At 59.9% G+C, this 17,349-nt stretch carries 18 protein-coding genes; 4 read left to right on the forward strand and 14 right to left on the reverse strand.

From position 1 onward, the window contains the following. Positions 1-27: 27 nt before the first annotated feature. The 11 genes from FHT77_RS25940 to FHT77_RS25990 form a co-directional block, all read right to left on the reverse strand. Positions 28-1,011 carry an ABC transporter ATP-binding protein gene (locus FHT77_RS25940; RefSeq protein ID WP_183757752.1) on the reverse strand — a complete coding sequence of 328 codons (984 nt, stop codon included), beginning with the start codon at positions 1,009-1,011 and terminating at the stop codon, positions 28-30. Then, positions 1,004-2,011 carry an ABC transporter ATP-binding protein gene (locus tag FHT77_RS25945; RefSeq protein WP_114710429.1) on the reverse strand — a complete coding sequence of 336 codons (1,008 nt, stop codon included), beginning with the start codon at positions 2,009-2,011 and terminating at the stop codon, positions 1,004-1,006. Before FHT77_RS25945 ends, FHT77_RS25940 begins: the two co-directional genes overlap by 8 nt. Then, positions 2,012-2,929, reverse strand: coding sequence for an ABC transporter permease (locus FHT77_RS25950; RefSeq protein WP_183757754.1), 918 nt, complete (start codon positions 2,927-2,929; stop codon positions 2,012-2,014). Continuing rightward, the gene (locus FHT77_RS25955; RefSeq protein ID WP_016552174.1) at positions 2,926-3,849 is read right to left on the reverse strand and encodes an ABC transporter permease subunit; all 924 of its coding nucleotides are present in this window, start codon (positions 3,847-3,849) and stop codon (positions 2,926-2,928) included. The genes FHT77_RS25950 and FHT77_RS25955 overlap by 4 nt, the downstream gene beginning before the upstream one ends. Positions 3,850-3,897: 48 nt before the next feature. After that, positions 3,898-5,478 (reverse strand): peptide ABC transporter substrate-binding protein, encoded by a 1,581-nt coding sequence (locus FHT77_RS25960; protein ID WP_183757756.1) that lies wholly within the window; start codon positions 5,476-5,478, stop codon positions 3,898-3,900. A 620-nt stretch (positions 5,479-6,098) separates the two neighbouring features. Further along, positions 6,099-7,328 (reverse strand): class I SAM-dependent methyltransferase, encoded by a 1,230-nt coding sequence (locus FHT77_RS25965; protein ID WP_183757758.1) that lies wholly within the window; start codon positions 7,326-7,328, stop codon positions 6,099-6,101. Positions 7,329-7,332: 4 nt separating this feature from the next. Next, positions 7,333-8,403 (reverse strand): CDP-glucose 4,6-dehydratase, encoded by a 1,071-nt coding sequence (gene rfbG / locus FHT77_RS25970; protein ID WP_183757760.1) that lies wholly within the window; start codon positions 8,401-8,403, stop codon positions 7,333-7,335. Next, positions 8,400-9,167 (reverse strand): glucose-1-phosphate cytidylyltransferase, encoded by a 768-nt coding sequence (rfbF, locus tag FHT77_RS25975; protein ID WP_183757761.1) that lies wholly within the window; start codon positions 9,165-9,167, stop codon positions 8,400-8,402. Before rfbF ends, rfbG begins: the two co-directional genes overlap by 4 nt. A 38-nt stretch (positions 9,168-9,205) precedes the next feature. Continuing rightward, positions 9,206-9,991 carry a cephalosporin hydroxylase family protein gene (locus tag FHT77_RS25980; protein ID WP_210281033.1) on the reverse strand — a complete coding sequence of 262 codons (786 nt, stop codon included), beginning with the start codon at positions 9,989-9,991 and terminating at the stop codon, positions 9,206-9,208. Further along, the gene (locus FHT77_RS25985; RefSeq protein ID WP_246720183.1) at positions 9,969-11,039 is read right to left on the reverse strand and encodes a class I SAM-dependent methyltransferase; all 1,071 of its coding nucleotides are present in this window, start codon (positions 11,037-11,039) and stop codon (positions 9,969-9,971) included. The genes FHT77_RS25980 and FHT77_RS25985 overlap by 23 nt, the downstream gene beginning before the upstream one ends. Positions 11,040-11,041: 2 nt before the next feature. After that, complete coding sequence (locus FHT77_RS25990; RefSeq protein WP_183757765.1) at positions 11,042-11,863, reverse strand: NAD(P)-dependent oxidoreductase; 822 nt, start codon at positions 11,861-11,863, stop codon at positions 11,042-11,044. A gap of 123 nt (positions 11,864-11,986) precedes the next feature. Between FHT77_RS25990 and rfbC the strand changes: the two genes are divergently transcribed. Together rfbC and FHT77_RS26000 are read left to right on the forward strand one after the other, a co-directional pair. Continuing rightward, positions 11,987-12,517, forward strand: a complete 531-nt coding sequence (rfbC, locus tag FHT77_RS25995; RefSeq protein ID WP_183757767.1) for a dTDP-4-dehydrorhamnose 3,5-epimerase — start codon at positions 11,987-11,989, stop codon at positions 12,515-12,517. A gap of 95 nt (positions 12,518-12,612) precedes the next feature. Beyond that, positions 12,613-13,068 carry a GFA family protein gene (locus tag FHT77_RS26000; protein ID WP_183757769.1) on the forward strand — a complete coding sequence of 152 codons (456 nt, stop codon included), beginning with the start codon at positions 12,613-12,615 and terminating at the stop codon, positions 13,066-13,068. 52 nt (positions 13,069-13,120) lie between these two features. Here the strand turns inward: FHT77_RS26000 and lepA are convergent, their stop codons facing one another. Continuing rightward, positions 13,121-14,953, reverse strand: a complete 1,833-nt coding sequence (gene lepA / locus FHT77_RS26005; protein WP_183757771.1) for a translation elongation factor 4 — start codon at positions 14,951-14,953, stop codon at positions 13,121-13,123. Between the two features lie 141 nt (positions 14,954-15,094). Between lepA and FHT77_RS26010 the strand changes: the two genes are divergently transcribed. Further along, complete coding sequence (locus FHT77_RS26010) at positions 15,095-15,661, forward strand: XRE family transcriptional regulator (protein ID WP_183757772.1); 567 nt, start codon at positions 15,095-15,097, stop codon at positions 15,659-15,661. A gap of 21 nt (positions 15,662-15,682) precedes the next feature. Then, positions 15,683-16,204 (forward strand): GNAT family N-acetyltransferase, encoded by a 522-nt coding sequence (locus tag FHT77_RS26015; protein WP_183757774.1) that lies wholly within the window; start codon positions 15,683-15,685, stop codon positions 16,202-16,204. A 6-nt stretch (positions 16,205-16,210) separates the two neighbouring features. Here the strand turns inward: FHT77_RS26015 and FHT77_RS26020 are convergent, their stop codons facing one another. After that, positions 16,211-16,678 carry a group III truncated hemoglobin gene (locus FHT77_RS26020; RefSeq protein WP_183757783.1) on the reverse strand — a complete coding sequence of 156 codons (468 nt, stop codon included), beginning with the start codon at positions 16,676-16,678 and terminating at the stop codon, positions 16,211-16,213. A gap of 94 nt (positions 16,679-16,772) precedes the next feature. Beyond that, entirely contained in the window at positions 16,773-17,141 is a 369-nt protein-coding gene (locus FHT77_RS26025) for a hypothetical protein (RefSeq protein WP_246720184.1), read from the reverse strand. Positions 17,142-17,349 lie beyond the last annotated feature (208 nt).

Raw genomic sequence — 17,349 nt, forward strand, 5'->3', positions numbered from 1 at the left:
CCGCTTGGCGTTTGTGTTAATGCCCTGTCAGCGGTCCATGTGATAGCAGGCTGCATTCTGCTCTGGCCGAACCAGCTCCGTCGGCGGCATTTCCTTGCGGCAGATATCCGTGGCCTTCCAGCAGCGCGGAGAAAACACGCAGCCTGGCGGGGGATTGAGCGGCGAGGGCGGGTCGCCTTGAAGCCGGATGCGTTGCCGGTTGCGTGCCAGCTTCGGATCAGGCACTGGTGCTGCCGAGAAGAGCGCCTGTGTGTAAGGGTGCGCCGGCCGATCGAATACGGTGGCGCAATCGCCAGCCTCGACTACCTTTCCGAGATAGAGCACAAGCACATCGTCCGAGATCAGCCGCACAACCGAAAGGTCGTGGCTGATGAAGATCAGGGTCAGCCCGAACTCTTTGCGGAGTTTGCGCAGCAGGGTGATCACCTGCCCCTGGATCGACACGTCGAGTGCCGAGACCGGCTCGTCGCAGATGATGAGCTTCGGGCGCGTCACGACAGCGCGGGCAATGCCGATACGCTGCGCCTGACCGCCCGAGAATTCGTGCGGATAGCGGTTGATCATCTCCGGCACCAGGCCGACGGCACTCATGATTTCCCGGACGCGCGCCACGCGTTCCGCTTTGGTAAGCTTCGGCTCGAAGACGGTCAGCGGTTCGGCAATGATATCGCCGACGGTCATGCGCGGGTCGAGCGAGGCGATCGGATCCTGGAAGATGATCTGCATGTCGCGGCGCGCTGCCCGCATCTCTTCGTCCGAAAGATCGAGGAGATTGCGTCCCTGCCACAGGATGCGGCCTTTCTGCGACTTCAAAAGACGCAGGATCGAGCGCCCAAGCGTGGACTTGCCGCAGCCGGACTCGCCGACGATCCCGAGCGTCCGACCTTCTCTCAGGTCGAAGCTGACATTGTTCACCGCAGTCAGCTTCATCGGTGGCCTGAAGAAGCTCTTCGACGGAATTTCAAACTGGGTGGTGAGGTTCTCGACCCTCAGAAGCGAACGGTCAGCCATGGCTCAGAACCTCCTCACGGCGCGGGAAAGGATGGAAGCAGGCCGCGGAATGGCCCTTCGCCAACATCTCAAGTTTCGGCGACGCGTCGATACAGTCGTTCTGGACCATGGGACAGCGCGGCGAGAAGCTGCAGCCCTTCGGTAGATGCTGCAGGTTGGGTGGGCGGCCTGGAATGACGGCGAGCTGATCGACGTCTTGGTCTGGCCGCGGGATAGAAGCGTGCAGCGCAGCCGTATACGGATGCGCCGGTACCTCGAAGAGCTCGTCGACCGGTGCTTCCTCGACGATCCGCCCAGCATACATGACCGCAACGCGATCCGCGAGGCCGGCGACAACGCCCAGATCATGAGTGATCATGACAAGCGCCGTGTTCATTTCCGCCGTCAGGTCGTTGAAGAGATCAAGGATTTGGGCCTGGATCGTAACGTCGAGCGCGGTCGTCGGCTCGTCGGCAATGAGCAGCTTCGGTTTCGTCAGCAGTGCCATCGCAATGACGATGCGCTGGCGCATGCCGCCCGACAGTTCGTGTGGATAAAGGTTGAAGCGTCGCGTTGGGTCAGGGATGCCGACCCGCTTCAGCATATCGAGCGCCTCGTTGGAGGCAGCGCGCGCCGTGAAGCCCCGGTGAACCTCAAGCTGCTCCGTCAATTGCCGGGAAATCCGCAGCGACGGATTGAGCGCGGTCATGGGGTCCTGGAACACCATGGCCATGTCCTTGCCGCGGACATGGTCGAGTTCCCGCGGCTTTAGCGCCAAGACGTCCTTGCCTTCCAGCAGTGCCTGGCCACTGGTGCGGCCGTTCTTGGCGAGCAGCCCCATCACGCCGAGGAAGGTCTGGCTCTTGCCCGACCCCGACTCGCCGACGATTGCGACACGCTCGCCGCGACGGATCGACAGGTTCATATTGGACACTGCCTTTACCTCGCCATCCGGCGTCGCAAAGGTGATCGAATAGTCTCGCAGTTCGAGAAGCGTATCGTTTTTTGTTTCTTGTTGCATTTATCGATCCTTCGGGTCGAACGCGTCGCGCAGACCGTCGCCGATGAAAAGCAGGCTCATCAGCAGGGCGACGAGGAAGCAGGCCGGGAAGACCAACAGCCACGGCATGCTTTCCATGGCGTCGGTGCCCTCGGCAATCAGCGTGCCGAGCGATGTCAACGGTTCCTGAACACCGAAACCAAGATAGGACAGGAAGCTCTCCGTCGCGATGATTTCTGGGACCGTCAGCGCAGCAAAGATCACCACCGGCCCGACAAGGTTCGGGATGATGTGCTTGAGGATGATCTTGAAAGGCTTCTGGCCGGATGCCCGGGCCGCCTCGATGAACTCGCGGTGCTTGATCGACAGCGTCTGTCCGCGCACGATTCGGGCCATCGTCAGCCATTCCAGCGCACCGATTGCTGCAAACAGCAGGTAAACGTTGCGGCCAAACACGACCATCAGCAGGATGACGAAAAGGATGTAAGGCAGCGCATACATGATATCGACAAAGCGCATCATGATCGCGTCGAGCCTGCCGCCGATATAGCCGGAAATCGCGCCGTACAGCACCCCGATCACCACCGAAACGATGGTGGCGGTCGCCGCAACGGCAAGCGAAACACGGGTGCCGTAGAGCACGCGGGCCAGCAGGTCACGGCCGTTCGGATCGGTTCCGAAATAGTGGCCGCTTTCCATATCAGGCGGCACCCGGAACGCCGCCCAATCCGGCTCCTCATAGTCGAACGGAATGAGGTATGGCCCAAGAAATGCTGCGAGGATGAGAAGCAGCAGCACAACGATGGCAACGACGGCCGCCTTGTTGCGGGAAAGACGACGCAGGGCATCGCCGGTGAGAGAGCGGCTCTTGTGCGAGAGCCCTTCGGCCTCGAGAAGTTCGGCCGCAAGCAGCTCTCTTTTTGCGGGATTGAGGATCATCGGTTTCTCACTTTCGGATCGAGCCACGCATAGGCGATGTCGACGAGAAGGTTCAGGATGACGATCAGCACCATGTAGAAGATGACCGTGCCGAGAACCATGCCGTAGTCGCGATTCAGCGCTGCGTTGACGAAATAGCGGCCGATGCCGGGCAATCCGAAGATGCTTTCAACAACGAGCGAGCCGGTGAGAAGGTAGCTGGCCGCCGGGCCGAGATAGGAAACAACCGGCATCATGGCGGGCTTGAGAGCGTGGCGCATGACGGTCAGCCGCGGGCCGATGCCCTTGGCCTTTGCCGTGCGGATGTAGTTCTGGTTCATCACTTCGATCATCGAGCCGCGGGTCATGCGCGAGATACGGCCCGCATGCGGCAATGCCAACACAACGATTGGGATGACGAGATATTTGAACGAGCCGTCGCCCCACCCGCCTACAGGCAACCAGCCGAGGTGGATGCCGAGAATCAGCTGCAGGATGGGCGCGATCAGAAAGTTCGGAAGAACCAGGCCGACGAGAATAAGCAGGCCGAGGACGTAGTCAGGCGCCTTATTCTGATAAAGCGCCCCAAGACAGCCGACTGTTACGCCGATGAGGATGGCAAGGATGAAGGCGAGGCCGCCGATCGTGAACGTGTAAGGCAGGCCGATCATGATCTGCTGGGCAACGCTAAAGTCTTCGTTGGCGAAGGAGGGACCAAGATCGCCCTTCAGCACGTCGAAGACGTAGATCAGATATTGTTCGATGAGCGGCTTATCGAGATTGTAGTGGGCCGCGAGGTTCTTGAGGATTACCGGCGGCAATGGCCGTTCGCCATCGAATGGGCCGCCGGGAGCAAGGCGCAAGACAAAAAAGCTGAGTGTCACGGCGATCCACATTACGGGGATCGTCGACAGCAGGCGACGGAGTGCATATTTGATCATGGTCGTGGATCGGCCCTTCCCACGCCAGGCGGGAAGGGCCGGTGTTCCTTATTCTTTGACCGACAGCCAGCGCGTGCGATGGATGTCCTGAATATTGTCTTCGAAGCCCTGGACCTTCGGCGAAACGACGTTCTTCGAGACGTAGTAGTACAGCGGAATGGCGGCGCTGTCGTCGAGCGCGAGCTGTTCAGCTTGCTTGAAGATTTCCGCACGCTTCTTCAGGTCGGTCTGAGCGTTTGCTTCCTTGACCAGCTTGTCGTAGCCGGGGTTGCTCCATCGGCCGTAGTTCATCGAAACGCCTGAAACCAGCAGACCGAGGAAGTTGTCCGGATCGTTGTAGTCGGCGATCCATCCGGCGCGGCCGATTTCCACCTGGCCATGCTGCATTTCGTCGTAATGCACCTTGGTTTCGGTGTTGTAGAGCTCAATCTGAACGCCGAGCGGCTTCCACATCGAAGCGATCGCGACGGCCACGCGCTTGTGGTTGTCATTGGTGTTGTAGCGAAGCTGTGCCTTCAGCGGGTGGTCAGGTCCGAAACCCGCTTCCTTCAGCAGCTTCTTCGCCTCTTCAACCTTGTCCTTGTAAGGCATGTCCTTCCAGCTCACATAGGCGGGTTCGCCGTAGTTGGCAGTGCCCGGCGGAACCCAGGAATAGGCCGGCAGTTCGCCGGTGCCGAGGATCTTCGGGCCGATGACTTCACGGTTGACGGCCATCGACAGAGCTTGGCGGACGCGCTTGTCATCGAACGGTGGCTTCGTCGCGTTGAGGACGTAGTAGTAGCTGGCCAGGAACGGCGTAACGTGCGCTTGACCCGGCAGGTTCTTCTTCATCCACTCATACTGGTCGGTCGGGAAGTCGGTCATGATATCGAACTCGCCAGCGCGGTAGCGCTTCAGAGCTGCTTCCTGGTCTTCGAGCGTGAAGAACTTGACGCCGTCGATCTTCAGGTCCTTCTCGCCGTAGTACTGGTCGTTCTTGACGGTCGTAACTGATGCGCCCGGGATCCATTCGGTCGGCTTGTAAGGGCCGTTGGTGACGATGTTGCCGATCTTCACCCAGTCGGTGCCCTTCGCCTCGACCACGTGCTTCGGCAGCGGATAGGCGGTGTAGTGCATCAGCGAGTTGATGAAGTAGGGCGTCGGGTTTTCGAGCGTGATCTCGAGCGTCTTGTCGTCGATCGCCTTGACGCCGAGTTGGCTGAAATCGGTGATTTCGCCCTTATTGATCTTTTCGGCGTTCTTGATGGTGAACTGCAGGTAGGCGTATTCGGCGGCGTTCTTCGGATCAACCAGACGCTGGAAGGCAAAAACGAAGTCGCCCGCCGTTACCGGCTGTCCGTCCGACCACTTGATACCGTCACGAAGCTTGAACGTATAGACTTTGCCGTCCTCCGAAACCTTCCAGCTTTCGGCCTGCCCAGGGATCGGATCGTCCTTCGGGTCTTCCGTTACCAGACCCTCGAAGATGTCGCCTGCAATGCGGTTCTCATAGTCGCTCGACAGCTTCTGAGGGTCGAGGGACTGCGGGTCACCACCATTGTGGATGTTGAGCGTCGCCGCGTGGGCCGATACGGCCAGCAGCGAGCCAAACACTGCTGAAGCCAAGAATTTTTTCGTAAGGAAGTTCATATGGGGGCCACCTTTCTAGGCTTTGCGCCTTTTATTAGTCGTTTGTTCCCGTGACCAGTTACGTCTAGGTCAACGCGCAACCTATCGTAAAGGTCTGGCGTTGCAAGCCCCCAAATGAAATGGCGAGCGACGCCTCCTGCGACCATGATTTTGGCGCCGTAATCCCACAGCCGGCTACAGAAAGGGGGAAATTTTATCCGCTCCGGTCGCATTAGGCTCAAATGGCCGTGCTCCGCCATATCAATCGGTGGTTGAATAAGCTGACGCTAGCCGGCTCAGCATTCTCCGCTATTGCAGAGAATTGCACTGATAATTCAATGGCAAATGCGTCCCTCTAACGTCTGTTTGCGACATGCCGTCGCCATTGATTTGAAATGTAGCGTTGTCCGAGGAGGTTCGGCGAATGGCTATGCCAGAACATGCAAAGTGACTTTCGGAGACGAAAAAAGAGAAACCGGCAAACATGCCGCCGGCGCCACTGTCTGCCTAGAGGCGCGTTGCGCCGATGATATCCACACCTGATGAGGTTCTGCAATCTCGCGGACCTCAAAGCCCTGCGCGGCCCATGACAACAAAGGACAAGCGGTGCGCCGTTCGGGCACCGCTCTGCGCGCCGAAGGTCAAAGGATTCGCAGCGTCGGGATCGCGACGACGAAGCGTCCACTCCACGCCCGGATATGGTCGTTCGCCTTGACGATCTCGTCTGTCAGGTTCCAGGGCAAGATGACGACATAGTCCGGCTTTGCACTCTCGATATGGCTCGGCGCATGTACCGGAATGTGGCTCCCGGGCAGCAACTTGCCTTGCTTGATGTCGCTGCGGTCGACCACGAAGGCGATGTCGTCGGCGGTGACGCCGCAGACGTTGAGAAAGGTGTTGCCCTTGGCTGCGGCGCCATAGGCGGCGACCGTCTTCCCCTCGGCCTTGGCGCGAGCAAGGAAGGCCTTGAACTCCTGGCACACGCCTTCGATCCGCGATCCGAACCGCTCATACGTCGCCATCTGCTTGAGACCGAACGCCTCTTCCTTTTTACGGAGGGCGACAAGTCTGTCCGTCACAGCGCGTGTGCCCTCTGCCTTCTGTGCGAACACGCGCAATGAACCGCCGTGCGTTGGAATTTCTTCGACATCGAAGACCTTCAGTCCGCAAGCACCGAAAATGCGTTCGACGGCGAGCAGCGACATATAAGAGTAGTGCTCGTGGTAGATCGTATCGAACTGGATCCCATCGATCATCGTCAGAAGATGCGGAAATTCGAAGGTCGAGACGCCATCGGGTTTCAACAGGATGGCGAAGCCACTGACGAAGTCAGCGATATCAGGTACGTGCGCCAGGACATTGTTGGCGGCCGTCACGTCGGCGCGCACGCCGCTCTCGATGAGCGCCGTGGCAGTCTCCTTGCCGAAGAAAGCGACCTTGGTCGGCACGCCCCGGCTCTCGGCAATCTTTGCGGCATTTGCGGCCGGCTCCACGCCGAGCACGGTGATGCCCTTGGCGGCGAAGTATTGCAGGAGATAGCCGTCATTCGAGGCGACTTCGACCACCGTCGAATCCGCTGAGAGCCCGAAGCGCTCGGTCATCATCTCGGCATAACGCTTGGCATGCTCAAGCCAGCTCGTCGAGAACGACGAGAGGTAAGCGTAGTCGGCATTGAAAATTTCGTCAGCCGGCACGTTCTCGGTTGTCTGAACCAGAAAGCATTCCGAGCAAACCATGACCTTCAGTGGGAAGGAGCGCTCCTTCGCAATCGCGGCCGCGTCGGACAGAAAGGCGTTGGACCACGGTGTCGATCCAAGATCCGCGACAACGGTCGTCAGCGGCGCTGAGCAAAAACGGCATTGGTGAGACATGTGGTTAGGGGCCTTTCGTGAAAGCATCAATCTGGCCAGTGACGAGCGAGAGCGCATCTTCGCCCCGGCGCCACTGATCGTACCAGCGCGCGGCCCAGTCTATGGCGTCCGCTTGGCTCAGCCTTGCCCGCCAGGAGAGAGAACGGCTAGCCTCAGCGGGATCAAGGCCCAGCGCGTGCATCTCTCGCGGCTTGTCTGCCGCTGACGTATCCTGCCAGGTTTGCCCGAGCCCCATGGCTGTCTGGACGGATGACGCCACGACACCAACGGGGATTTGCGCTTCATCAGGCGAAGGCCCGAAATTCAGCGCTTCGACCGATACGGCCCCGGTATACAGCGCTTCGCAGAACAGGAAATAGCCGTTCAGGCAGTCGAGGACGTGTTGCCACGGGCGGGTCGCCAGCGGGCTGCGAATATCAAGAATCTTGCCGGCGATAGCGGCGCGGACGATGTCGGGAACCAGGCGATCCTCCGAGAAGTCGCCGCCGCCGAGCACGTTTCCGCCACGCGCGGTGCCGACATGCACGCCTTTTGAGCGGAAGAAGGAGTCCCTGTAGGTCGCGGCTGCAATCTCGGCCGCAGCCTTCGAGCCGGAGTAGGGGTCGTGCCCACCAAGCCGATCGGTTTCGACGAAATGCCGTCCGCTCTCGTCGTTGCTGTAGACCTTGTCGGTCGTAACAACCAGGATGGCCTTGAGCGCCTCGAGCGAACGCGCCGCCTCCAGTAGGCGTATCGTACCCATGACATTGACGTCGAACGTGTCGACCGGCTCAAGATAACTGCGCCGAACCAGCGGCTGCGCCGCCATGTGCAGGATGATATCGGGATTGCACTCGCCAAGCGCCTTCGAAAGCGTCTTGCCGTCGCGGATGTCGGCAATTGTCTCGGCCGTTAGACCCGTGCTGCCGGCAAGCCCATGCAGTGATGGCGTCGTTGCTGGTGAAAGCGCATAGCCGACCACCTCGGCGCCGAGCCGGGAAAGCCATAGCCGCGCCCACGTTCCCTTGAAGCCGGTGTGACCCGTGAGGAAGACACGCTTTCCCGACCAGAAGCGCTGATCCGGAAGCCTGCTCATGACCAGACTTTCCATGGGGCATGGCCGCTCTGCCACAGCTCTTCGAGCTGGTTCTTGTCGCGCAGCGTATCCATGGGCCGCCAGAACCCGTCATGCGGGAAGGCCATTAGTTGGCCGTCGGTGGCGAGGCTTTCGAGCGGCGCTGCCTCGAACGGCGTTAGGTCTCCCTCGATACGATCGAGCACGGACCGGTTGAGCACGAAGAAGCCGCCATTGATGCGCCCGTTATCGCCCGCAGGCTTTTCGGTGAAGCTCGTGACTTTTCCATCGTCGGTCAGCAGGGCGCCATACCTTCCCGGCGGCACGACGCTCGTCACCGTCGCCTCGCGTCCGTGCCTTAGATGAAATTCCGTCAGAGCCTTGATGTCGACGTCAGCCACGCCATCGCCGTAGGTGAGGCAGAATGTGTCATCGAGATAGTTCGCGACACGCTTCAGGCGCCCGCCGGTCATCGATCCCTCGCCTGTTTCGACAAGTGTCACGCGCCAGGGCTCGGCCTTGGTGGCGTGGTAGGTCGTCTCGCCGCGCTCCATGTCGAAGGTCACGTCTGCCGAATGCAGGATGTAGTTCGCGAAGTATTCCTTGATCATGTAGCCGCGGTAGCCAAGGCAGATCACGAAATCATTGAAGCCGTAGTGGCTATAGATCTTCATGATATGCCAGAGGATCGGACGACCTCCGATCTCGATCATCGGCTTTGGCCGCAGATGGCTCTCTTCGGAAATACGGGTGCCGTAACCACCAGCGAGAATGACGATTTTCATGTAGGGTTCCTGGCCTGAGAACGCCGCCTCTGGGAGTTCTATCTGTGTCGCTTCAGAAAGCCGTCGGGGGCCACGGTGATCATAAGCTTCTGATCGATCGCCCGGTCGATCTCGAATTCAGGATGCGTTTCGAGATACTTCCACACAGCCGTTTTCGGATTGTCGCCCGGCCCCCAGGATCGGTCTGGATACGCGTCTTCAGGCATATCTTCGATTAGCGTGTCGAAGACAACGCAATAGCTGCCGACCGAGGTCAGGGGCGCATAGGCCTCGAGCTCAGCCAGCACGTGGTCATGGGTGTGGTTGCTGTCCAGGCACACAAGAACGCGCTTGAAGGGCTTGGCGATCCGATGGACCTCGTCGATGACGCTCTGGTCTATGCTCGACCCTTGAATCATCTGAATGCGCGACGCCATCGGATGCGCTTCGATTGCCGTCCGGTTGTGCGCGCGGATATCAATATCGATGCCGAGAACACGTCGGTTCGAAGCGCGTGGGTCAAAGCTGACGCCGGCTTCCATCGCATCGGTCATATCAAGGAGCGCAAGCATGGATGCGCTGAGGATCAGCGATCCGCCATGTGCGATCCCGGTTTCGATAATAAGGTCCGGACGCGTCTCCCAGATGATCTCCTGCATGGCGACCATGTCCTGGGGGTACTGGATAATTGGGCGACCCATCCAGAAGTAGTTATAGGAATATTTCGGCTCGACGGACTTGCGCAGGAAATCGGAAGCGCTTCGTTTGAACTCTTCGTTGCCTTGGATCGCGACAATGCGGTCGGCGACTTCGCTCTTGAAATCAGCCACGGTCGACCTCGACATAGTTGTAGGCGTTGTTGGACATTTTCTTGATCTCTTCAGAGTAATTGCGATTCATCACGTAGATATCGGAGCCTGGCGGCAGTCCGGGCAGCACCTCGTTCGGGGATTGAACTTTCAAGCCGGTCAAAGGCAGGAACTTGCCTTGCTTTGAAGGGTTGATGTCAATCACGGCGGTGACGGGACGGCCTTTTCGCTGCCGCAAAAGCGAAAATATCACGCCCTTCGAAGCGCCACCCCAGACCACCGCTGTTTGGGTTTCGCCGGGGCTGATGCTTTCCAGCTTCTCGACGAAGTCCGCGGGCATTTTTACGCGGTCGTTCTGGTCGATCATCGGTTGGCGCAAGGTTGCCAGGTCCGCGACGACGTAGAGATACTGGCCGCCGAAGATTCTTCCGCTTGCGACGACGGTCCCGAACATTCGGTGGAAATCCGAAAGTCTGAAATAGTTGACGTGTTCGTAGAAGACGTCAAACCATGCCCGCTGCTCGCAGATCCAATCGAAGCAGGGAACCTCGATGTAAATGTATCCGCGCCCGCCGTTGGCTTCCTTCAGTTGGCCGAGGAAAGCGACCGGGTCCGGAATGTGTTCCAGGACATGCCGGAGGATGAGGCCGTCGCTCTCAATACCGCTGCCGGGCTGGAAATACTCCTGGCGAATTCGGCTGTTGGTGCCTTCATACGCAGGATCGAAGCCGGTTATCTCGACCCCGCGCTCTTCCAGCATCTCAAGGAAAAGCCCCTTGCCGCAGCCGACCTCAACGAGGTTCTTCTCGCCCATGTTCGCGGTAATGATTGACGCGACTTCCTCCAGATGGCGACGAAACATTGGGCTCAGGCCCTGCTCGTTCTGGTAAGATGTGTCATAGACCATCAGGTCGGGTTGGAACGCTGCGTTGCGGACGAGACCCGTGCGCACATCTTCCACCAGGCAGATGTCACCTTTCGGCGAGCCGAGGGCATCCTCCAAGGTGTCGTACATTCTGTTCTGAAAGATCGGCAGACCCCGCTGCTCGTAAAGCACGCGGACATCCGTTGGTGCTGCATTCAAGGCTATGGCACTCCCAAGACGACGGGCGGATCGACAAGATTGTCGGGCCGCGCCCCAAAATTTAGTAGGTCTCGCCGACCATACTGATCGGCGATTCGTTCCGCGAGTTCCCGCACCGTCACAGGAACGCCGGAGCAGACGTTAATAGCGCCCGTGGCTTTTCCGAAGATGACGTCGCATATGCGTGCGGCAGCATCATGGACATCCATGAAGTCGCGGACCTGCCTTCCCTCTGTGAGGTCTGCCCGCTGCCCCGCCTCGAGCGATTTTTTGAGATATGGCACGAAGCGACGCTCATCTTCGCCGTCTCCATACAAATAGAACAGGCGACACCACGCAAACTCGACGCCTTGGGCCGGCAGCCACTGCGAGAGCGCCATGAACGCCGCCGCTTTGGCAGCCGCATAGGGCGTAAGCGGCTTCAATGGTGTGTCAACCGAAAGCTTGCCGAAGCTAACGTCATATTCGAAGCACGTGCCAACCCCGACAAATCGGCGCACGCCTACACTGGCTGCGGCCCTTGCCATCGTCAGCGTGCCGGAAAGGCAGTCCAGATTTTCCGGCGCCGTGAGATATTTTCCAGGCTCCGCGTACCACGCCAGGTGGATGATCGTATCGATCCCGGCAAAGGTATCTTTCCACCAGCCTTCGCTCTCGGAAAAAGGAGACGGGCTTTCCACGATCTCAATCGCTTCGACGTCCCGCAGCTTTTCGACGGCTTTCGGTCGAAGGACCACACGCAAGTCGGTCCCCTGCGCGACAAGTGTGCGCAGGACGTGTTGGCCCACGAACCCGGAGGCTCCGGTGATAAGTACTTTGCCCAAATCAGTGCTCTCGAACAGTGGCTGCTAATGAGCCCTTTTTGGGTGTGAGGTCAAGTTTGCGCGGGTTGAAACAAGGCGATAAAGCATTCTGTCGGCTATCCTCAAACGTTCCGGTCGAGTTCCATGTCCCGTTTCAATCGCATCCCGACTGCCCTCAGCAATCTCCTCGTCGTCGAGCGTCAGCGGCTTGGCGATGAGCGCGGCTTTTTCTCGCGCTTCTTCTGTACCGAGGAGCTTTCGGATTTCGGCATCGGTCGCATCGCGCAGATCAATCACACGATGACGCAGGCGAAAGGGGCCATTCGCGGAATGCATTTCCAGCGTGCCCCGCACGACGAAGCGAAGTTCGTCTCCTGCCTCGCCGGGGCCGTCTTCGATGTCGCAGTCGATCTTAGGCCGCAGTCGCCAACCTATCTCATGTGGCATGGCGAGGTTCTCTCCGCCGAGAACGCGCGGTCAATGATGATCCCGCCAGGTTTTGCCCATGGTTTCCAGACGCTGACGGAGAACTGCGAACTGATTTACCTGCACGACAAGCCATACGCGCCGGGAGCCGAGGGCGGCGTCAACGCGCTCGATCCGAAGATCGCCATCGGCTGGCCGCTGCCGGTCGAGCAGATGTCCGAGCGGGATCGCAATTTCCCGATGCTCTAGGGGAGCATCTGCCGGTGCGTTTGTCGTTCGCGGTGGGCGAGTTTGACGCCGGACTGACTGCCGCTAGATTGAGCACGGCGAAAAAGGAGGACGTGATGAGTGAAGTCGATCTGCCTTGGGAGGGCGGCTGCCGATGTGGCCGCGTGCGATTGAAGATCAGCGCCAAGCCGCTTTTGACCATGGCCTGCCATTGCACGGGCTGCCAGAAGATGTCGTCGAGTGCCTATTCGCTGAGTGCCGCGATCCCGGCGGAAGGCTTCGCGATTACGGAAGGGGAGCCAGTGGTCGGCGGTTTGCACGGCGCCGAGGCGCACCATTATTTCTGCGGCCACTGCATGACCTGGATGTTCACGCGATCGGAAGGGATGGACTGGTTCGTCAATCTCCGCCCGACGATGTTGGACGATCCGCGCTGGTTCAAACCGTTTATCGAGACCTGGACGCGTGAAAAGCTGCCCTTTGCCGAAACCGGCGCAGCCCGCAGCTATGAGGCGCTACCGGAGATGGACGCCTATGAGGGATTGGTGAAGGAATACATGGCCTGCGGCTGAGGCATGTCGCAGCCCGGCCATGCGCGCCAGCCGGGCTGGATGTTGGTTCTCCTTACTCGTCGCCCATCTTGAGCGCGGCGATGAAGGCTTCCTGCGGAATCTCCACCTTGCCGAACTGGCGCATGCGCTTCTTGCCTTCCTTCTGCTTATCCAGAAGTTTGCGCTTGCGGGTGGCGTCGCCGCCGTAGCACTTCGCCGTCACGTCCTTGCGCAGCGCCGAGATCGTCTCGCGGGCAATGACGTTGCCGCCGATCGCGGCCTGGATCGGGATCTTGAACATGTGCTTCGGGATCAGCTCCTTCAGCCGCTCGCACATGTCGCGACCGCGCTTTTCGGCAGACGCGCGGTGGACGAGCATGGACAGCGCATCGACCGGCTCGCCGTTGACGAGGATCGACAGCTTCACGAGGTTGCCTTCGCGATAACCTTCGAGGTGATAATCGAACGACGCATAGCCCTTCGAGATCGACTTCAGGCGGTCGTAGAAGTCGAAGACGACTTCGTTGAGCGGCAACTCATAGGTAACCATGGCGCGCGTGCCGACATAGGTGAGTTCGGTCTGGATGCCGCGGCGGTCCTGGCAGAGCTTGAGAATGCCGCCGAGATAATCGTCCGGCGTCATGATCGTCGCCTTGATCCACGGCTCGCGGATCTCGTCGATCTTGACGACATCCGGCATGTCGGCCGGGTTGTGCAGTTCGCGCTCGCTGCCGTCGGTCATCGTCAGCTGGTAGACCACCGAAGGCGCAGTGGCGATCAGGTCGAGGTCGAATTCGCGCTCAAGGCGCTCCTGAATGATTTCAAGGTGCAGCAGGCCGAGGAAGCCGCAACGGAAGCCGAAGCCGAGAGCCGCGGACGATTCCATCTCGAAGGAGAAGGAGGCGTCGTTGAGGCGAAGCTTGCCCATCGCGGCGCGCAGATCTTCGAAGTCGGCGGCATCAACAGGGAAGAGACCGCAGAAAACGACCGGCTGCGCCGGCTTGAAACCCGGCAAGGCCTGCGCCGTCGGGCGCTTGTCCTCGGTGATGGTGTCACCGACGCGCGTGTCGGCGACTTCCTTGATCGACGCGGTGATGAAGCCGATCTCGCCGGGGCCGAGGCTGTCGACATTGACCATCTTCGGTGTCAGCACGCCAACACGTTCCACCTGGTACTTGGCGTCCGTGCCCATCATGCGGATCGTCTGGCCCTTTGTCAGAACACCGTCGATGATGCGGACGAGAACCATGACGCCGAGATAGGTGTCATACCAGCTGTCGACGAGCAGCGCCTTCAGCGGAGCCTTATCGCCGCCCGGGCTCTTCGGCGCCGGCAGCTTCTCAACGATGGCTTCGAGAACGTCGGGGATACCGAGACCAGTCTTGGCCGAAATCAGCACGGCCTCGGAGGCGTCGATGCCGATGACTTCCTCGATCTGTTCCTTGATGCGGTCCGGTTCGGCCGCCGGCAGGTCGATCTTGTTGAGCACGGTGACGAGCTCGTGATTGTTGTCGATCGCCTGATAGACGTTGGCAAGCGTCTGGGCTTCCACGCCCTGCGACGCATCGACGACCAGCAGCGAACCTTCGCAGGCCGACAGGGAGCGCGAGACTTCGTAGGCGAAGTCGACGTGGCCGGGCGTGTCGATCAGGTTCAGGATATAGGTCTCTCCATCCTTGGCCTTGTAGTGCAGGCGCACCGTCTGGGCCTTGATGGTGATGCCGCGCTCGCGCTCGATATCCATGTTGTCGAGCACCTGCTCGGACATCTCGCGCTCGGCGAGTCCGCCCGTCGATTGGATCAGGCGGTCGGCAAGTGTCGATTTGCCGTGGTCGATGTGGGCCACGATCGAGAAGTTGCGGATATGGGAAAGCGGAGTGGTCGGATTGGTGCTCATGCGCGCCATATAGCAGCGCCGCCCCTTGCCGCAAAGCGGAAAAGCAGGGGTTCGTTTACGATAACTCGCTGTTTCTCAGGCGGAAACTTGGCGCTTGATTCCATGATCAGACTATGTATTTCTATTATAGTAGAAATACTGGATCGAATAATGGAACAGGAACTGGAAAAGGCGATCGCCATTCGCATCCGCAAGCTGCGGGTGCAGAAGAATATGACGCTCGACGACCTCGCCAACGCCTCGGGTGTCAGCCGCGCGATGATCTCGCGGATCGAACGTGGTGAAGCTAGTCCGACAGCCTCGCTGCTCGCGAGAGTTTGCGCAGCGCTCGGTTTGTCGCTTTCGGCGTTCTTTGCCGAGGAGGGTGAGGCCTCGCCGCTGTCGCGCCGGCAGGAGCAGCAGGTCTGGAGGGATCCGGAGACGGGCTACCTCAGGCGCTCCGTCTCGCCGCCCGGCGCCGCGTCCGATGTCGACATCGTGGACGTCGAGTTTCCGCCAGGCGGTCGCGTCAGTTTTCCTCCGCACGCCGCAAGCAGCGGTATGGCCCAGCACATTTGGTTGTTCGATGGCGAGATGGAAATGACGACGGGTGACACGGTCTACCGGCTGCTGCCGGGCGATTGTCTATTCATGCCGGTCGGTGAAGGCCATGTTTTCCATAACCCCGGCAACATTCCTGCCCGCTATTGTGTCGTGCTCGACCGGCGCGGACGCTAATTCATTTCAGGAGAAAAAGTGATGACAGCAATGATCCGCCTTCTTGACGCGGCACAGGCCCGCATGGCGATACCAGACCTTTGCGAGGTGCTGACCGACTGCGTCAATGGCGGCGCCTCCGTCGGCTTCATGCAGCCCTACACCCATGCCGATGCGGAGCCCTATTGGCAGGGCGTTGCAGATGCCGTTGCTTCAGGCGCGACGCTGCTCTTCGTCGCCGAGATTGAAGGCCGCAGCGTCGGCACGGTGCAGGTCGGTGCGGCGCAGATGCCGAACCAGCCGCATCGCGGCGATCTGAAGAAACTGCTGGTGCATCGCTCCGCGCGCGGCAAGGGGTTGGCGCGCGAGCTGATGGTTGCGGCTGAACGCGAAGCGGCCGCGCGCGGCAAGACGCTTCTGGTGCTTGACACGGCAACCGGAAGCGACGCCGAGGCGATCTATCCACGGCTTGGCTGGGAGCGGGTGGGGGTCATCCCGGACTATGCGTTGTGGCCGGAAGGTGGCCTCTGCGCCACGACGTTTTTCTACAAGCGTGTTGCCTGAACTGGCTTAGGCGGGCTTCCGCTTCGGATCGTCGAGCGCCGGGTTGTAGAACAGCGATAGCGTCAGGCTACGGGCGATCCGCTCCGCGGTTGCCATGAACCAGGCTTTGGCCTCGGGGTTCGGGGCGATATCGCTAAGCGTCTCGGAAAACAGCGCCAGCCATTGGGGGAAAAGATCGGCAGACAGGTTCGCGACACCGGTATGCGCCTGCACTGGCTTGCCGCCATAGGCGCCGCTGCGCAAAGCGACCGAGGACCAGAAGCTCTTCATTTTCTGCATATGCTCCGGCCAGCGACCGGAGAGCCTGGCATCGAACACCGGCCCAAGCGTCGGATGCTGGAGCACCCGGCCGTAGAACGTCTCGACCAAGTGATCGATGAACGCATCATCGATCCCCATCGCCTTCATTTCGGCTTCTGCGCGCTCGCGAATGGCGGCCACATGCGCAGCACGGCCCCGTATTTCGGTATCCATCATGAACTCCGGCACGTCGCAACCCGCGACCCCGCTCATATAGACGGTCGGCGCCCCAAGATGAAGGCACTGCGACGCAATGCAGCATTGCGCGTCAATAGCCGTTTCTGTTTTCGCTTCTGGGATCATCGACGATCTTCTCGCGATAGATGTCGCCCGCTCGCGCCTTCAGCCGCCAAGGCCGGGCCTTCCGCAGCGGGATGTCATAGAGAGGGTCGTCGCGATCGAGAACCGCCGTCACCAGGTTCGGTTCGGGAGTTGCAGGGCACTGCGTCACCCATTTTCCGTCCGGGCCGATGATGCCCGCGGGGCCTTTGGCAGCCTTCTGCGCCGGCGTCGCAGCGCCGATCCAGATGCAGTTCAGCCCCGCATGAGCGCGAAGCGCGATCTGGAAGTACTCGGCAAGGCCATACGAGGAAAAAAGCACGGCATCGACGCCGAGCGTCTCATATTCTTGAAACACCTCCTGAAATTGAGATTCGATGCAGATAGCGCAGCCAAATCGATATTCGCCTACGGCGAAAGTGATGGGTGCAGTGCCTGGAGAATACCAACCGCCGAGTTCGCTGTTCGACAGGTGGGTTCTAGAATGAAGTGCGACTTGCTAATGATCCCAATGGGTTATCAATTGCAAGGACGATGCAATGAAACGCACCTACTCTCAGATTGGA

It is taken from the genome of Rhizobium sp. BK181 (assembly GCF_014193305.1).
Lineage (GTDB): Bacteria > Pseudomonadota > Alphaproteobacteria > Rhizobiales > Rhizobiaceae > Rhizobium.

Bases quoted from the DNA above. Each gene is read 5' to 3' on its own strand.
- FHT77_RS25940 (WP_183757752.1), bottom strand. From the start codon at position 1,011: ATGGCTGACCGTTCGCTTCTGAGGGTCGAGAACCTCACCACCCAGTTT.
- FHT77_RS25955 (WP_016552174.1), bottom strand. From the start codon at position 3,849: ATGATCAAATATGCACTCCGTCGCCTGCTGTCGACGATCCCCGTAATG.
- rfbF (WP_183757761.1), bottom strand. From the start codon at position 9,167: ATGAAAATCGTCATTCTCGCTGGTGGTTACGGCACCCGTATTTCCGAA.
- FHT77_RS25960 (WP_183757756.1), bottom strand. From the start codon at position 5,478: ATGAACTTCCTTACGAAAAAATTCTTGGCTTCAGCAGTGTTTGGCTCG.
- FHT77_RS25980 (WP_210281033.1), bottom strand. From the start codon at position 9,991: ATGTCGAGGTCGACCGTGGCTGATTTCAAGAGCGAAGTCGCCGACCGC.
- lepA (WP_183757771.1), bottom strand. From the start codon at position 14,953: ATGGCGCGCATGAGCACCAATCCGACCACTCCGCTTTCCCATATCCGC.
- FHT77_RS26015 (WP_183757774.1), top strand. From the start codon at position 15,683: ATGACAGCAATGATCCGCCTTCTTGACGCGGCACAGGCCCGCATGGCG.
- FHT77_RS26010 (WP_183757772.1), top strand. From the start codon at position 15,095: ATGGAACAGGAACTGGAAAAGGCGATCGCCATTCGCATCCGCAAGCTG.
- FHT77_RS25950 (WP_183757754.1), bottom strand. From the start codon at position 2,929: ATGATCCTCAATCCCGCAAAAAGAGAGCTGCTTGCGGCCGAACTTCTC.
- FHT77_RS25965 (WP_183757758.1), bottom strand. From the start codon at position 7,328: ATGTCTCACCAATGCCGTTTTTGCTCAGCGCCGCTGACGACCGTTGTC.
- rfbC (WP_183757767.1), top strand. From the start codon at position 11,987: ATGTCCCGTTTCAATCGCATCCCGACTGCCCTCAGCAATCTCCTCGTC.
- FHT77_RS25945 (WP_114710429.1), bottom strand. From the start codon at position 2,011: ATGCAACAAGAAACAAAAAACGATACGCTTCTCGAACTGCGAGACTAT.
- FHT77_RS26000 (WP_183757769.1), top strand. From the start codon at position 12,613: ATGAGTGAAGTCGATCTGCCTTGGGAGGGCGGCTGCCGATGTGGCCGC.
- FHT77_RS26020 (WP_183757783.1), bottom strand. From the start codon at position 16,678: ATGGATACCGAAATACGGGGCCGTGCTGCGCATGTGGCCGCCATTCGC.
- rfbG (WP_183757760.1), bottom strand. From the start codon at position 8,403: ATGAGCAGGCTTCCGGATCAGCGCTTCTGGTCGGGAAAGCGTGTCTTC.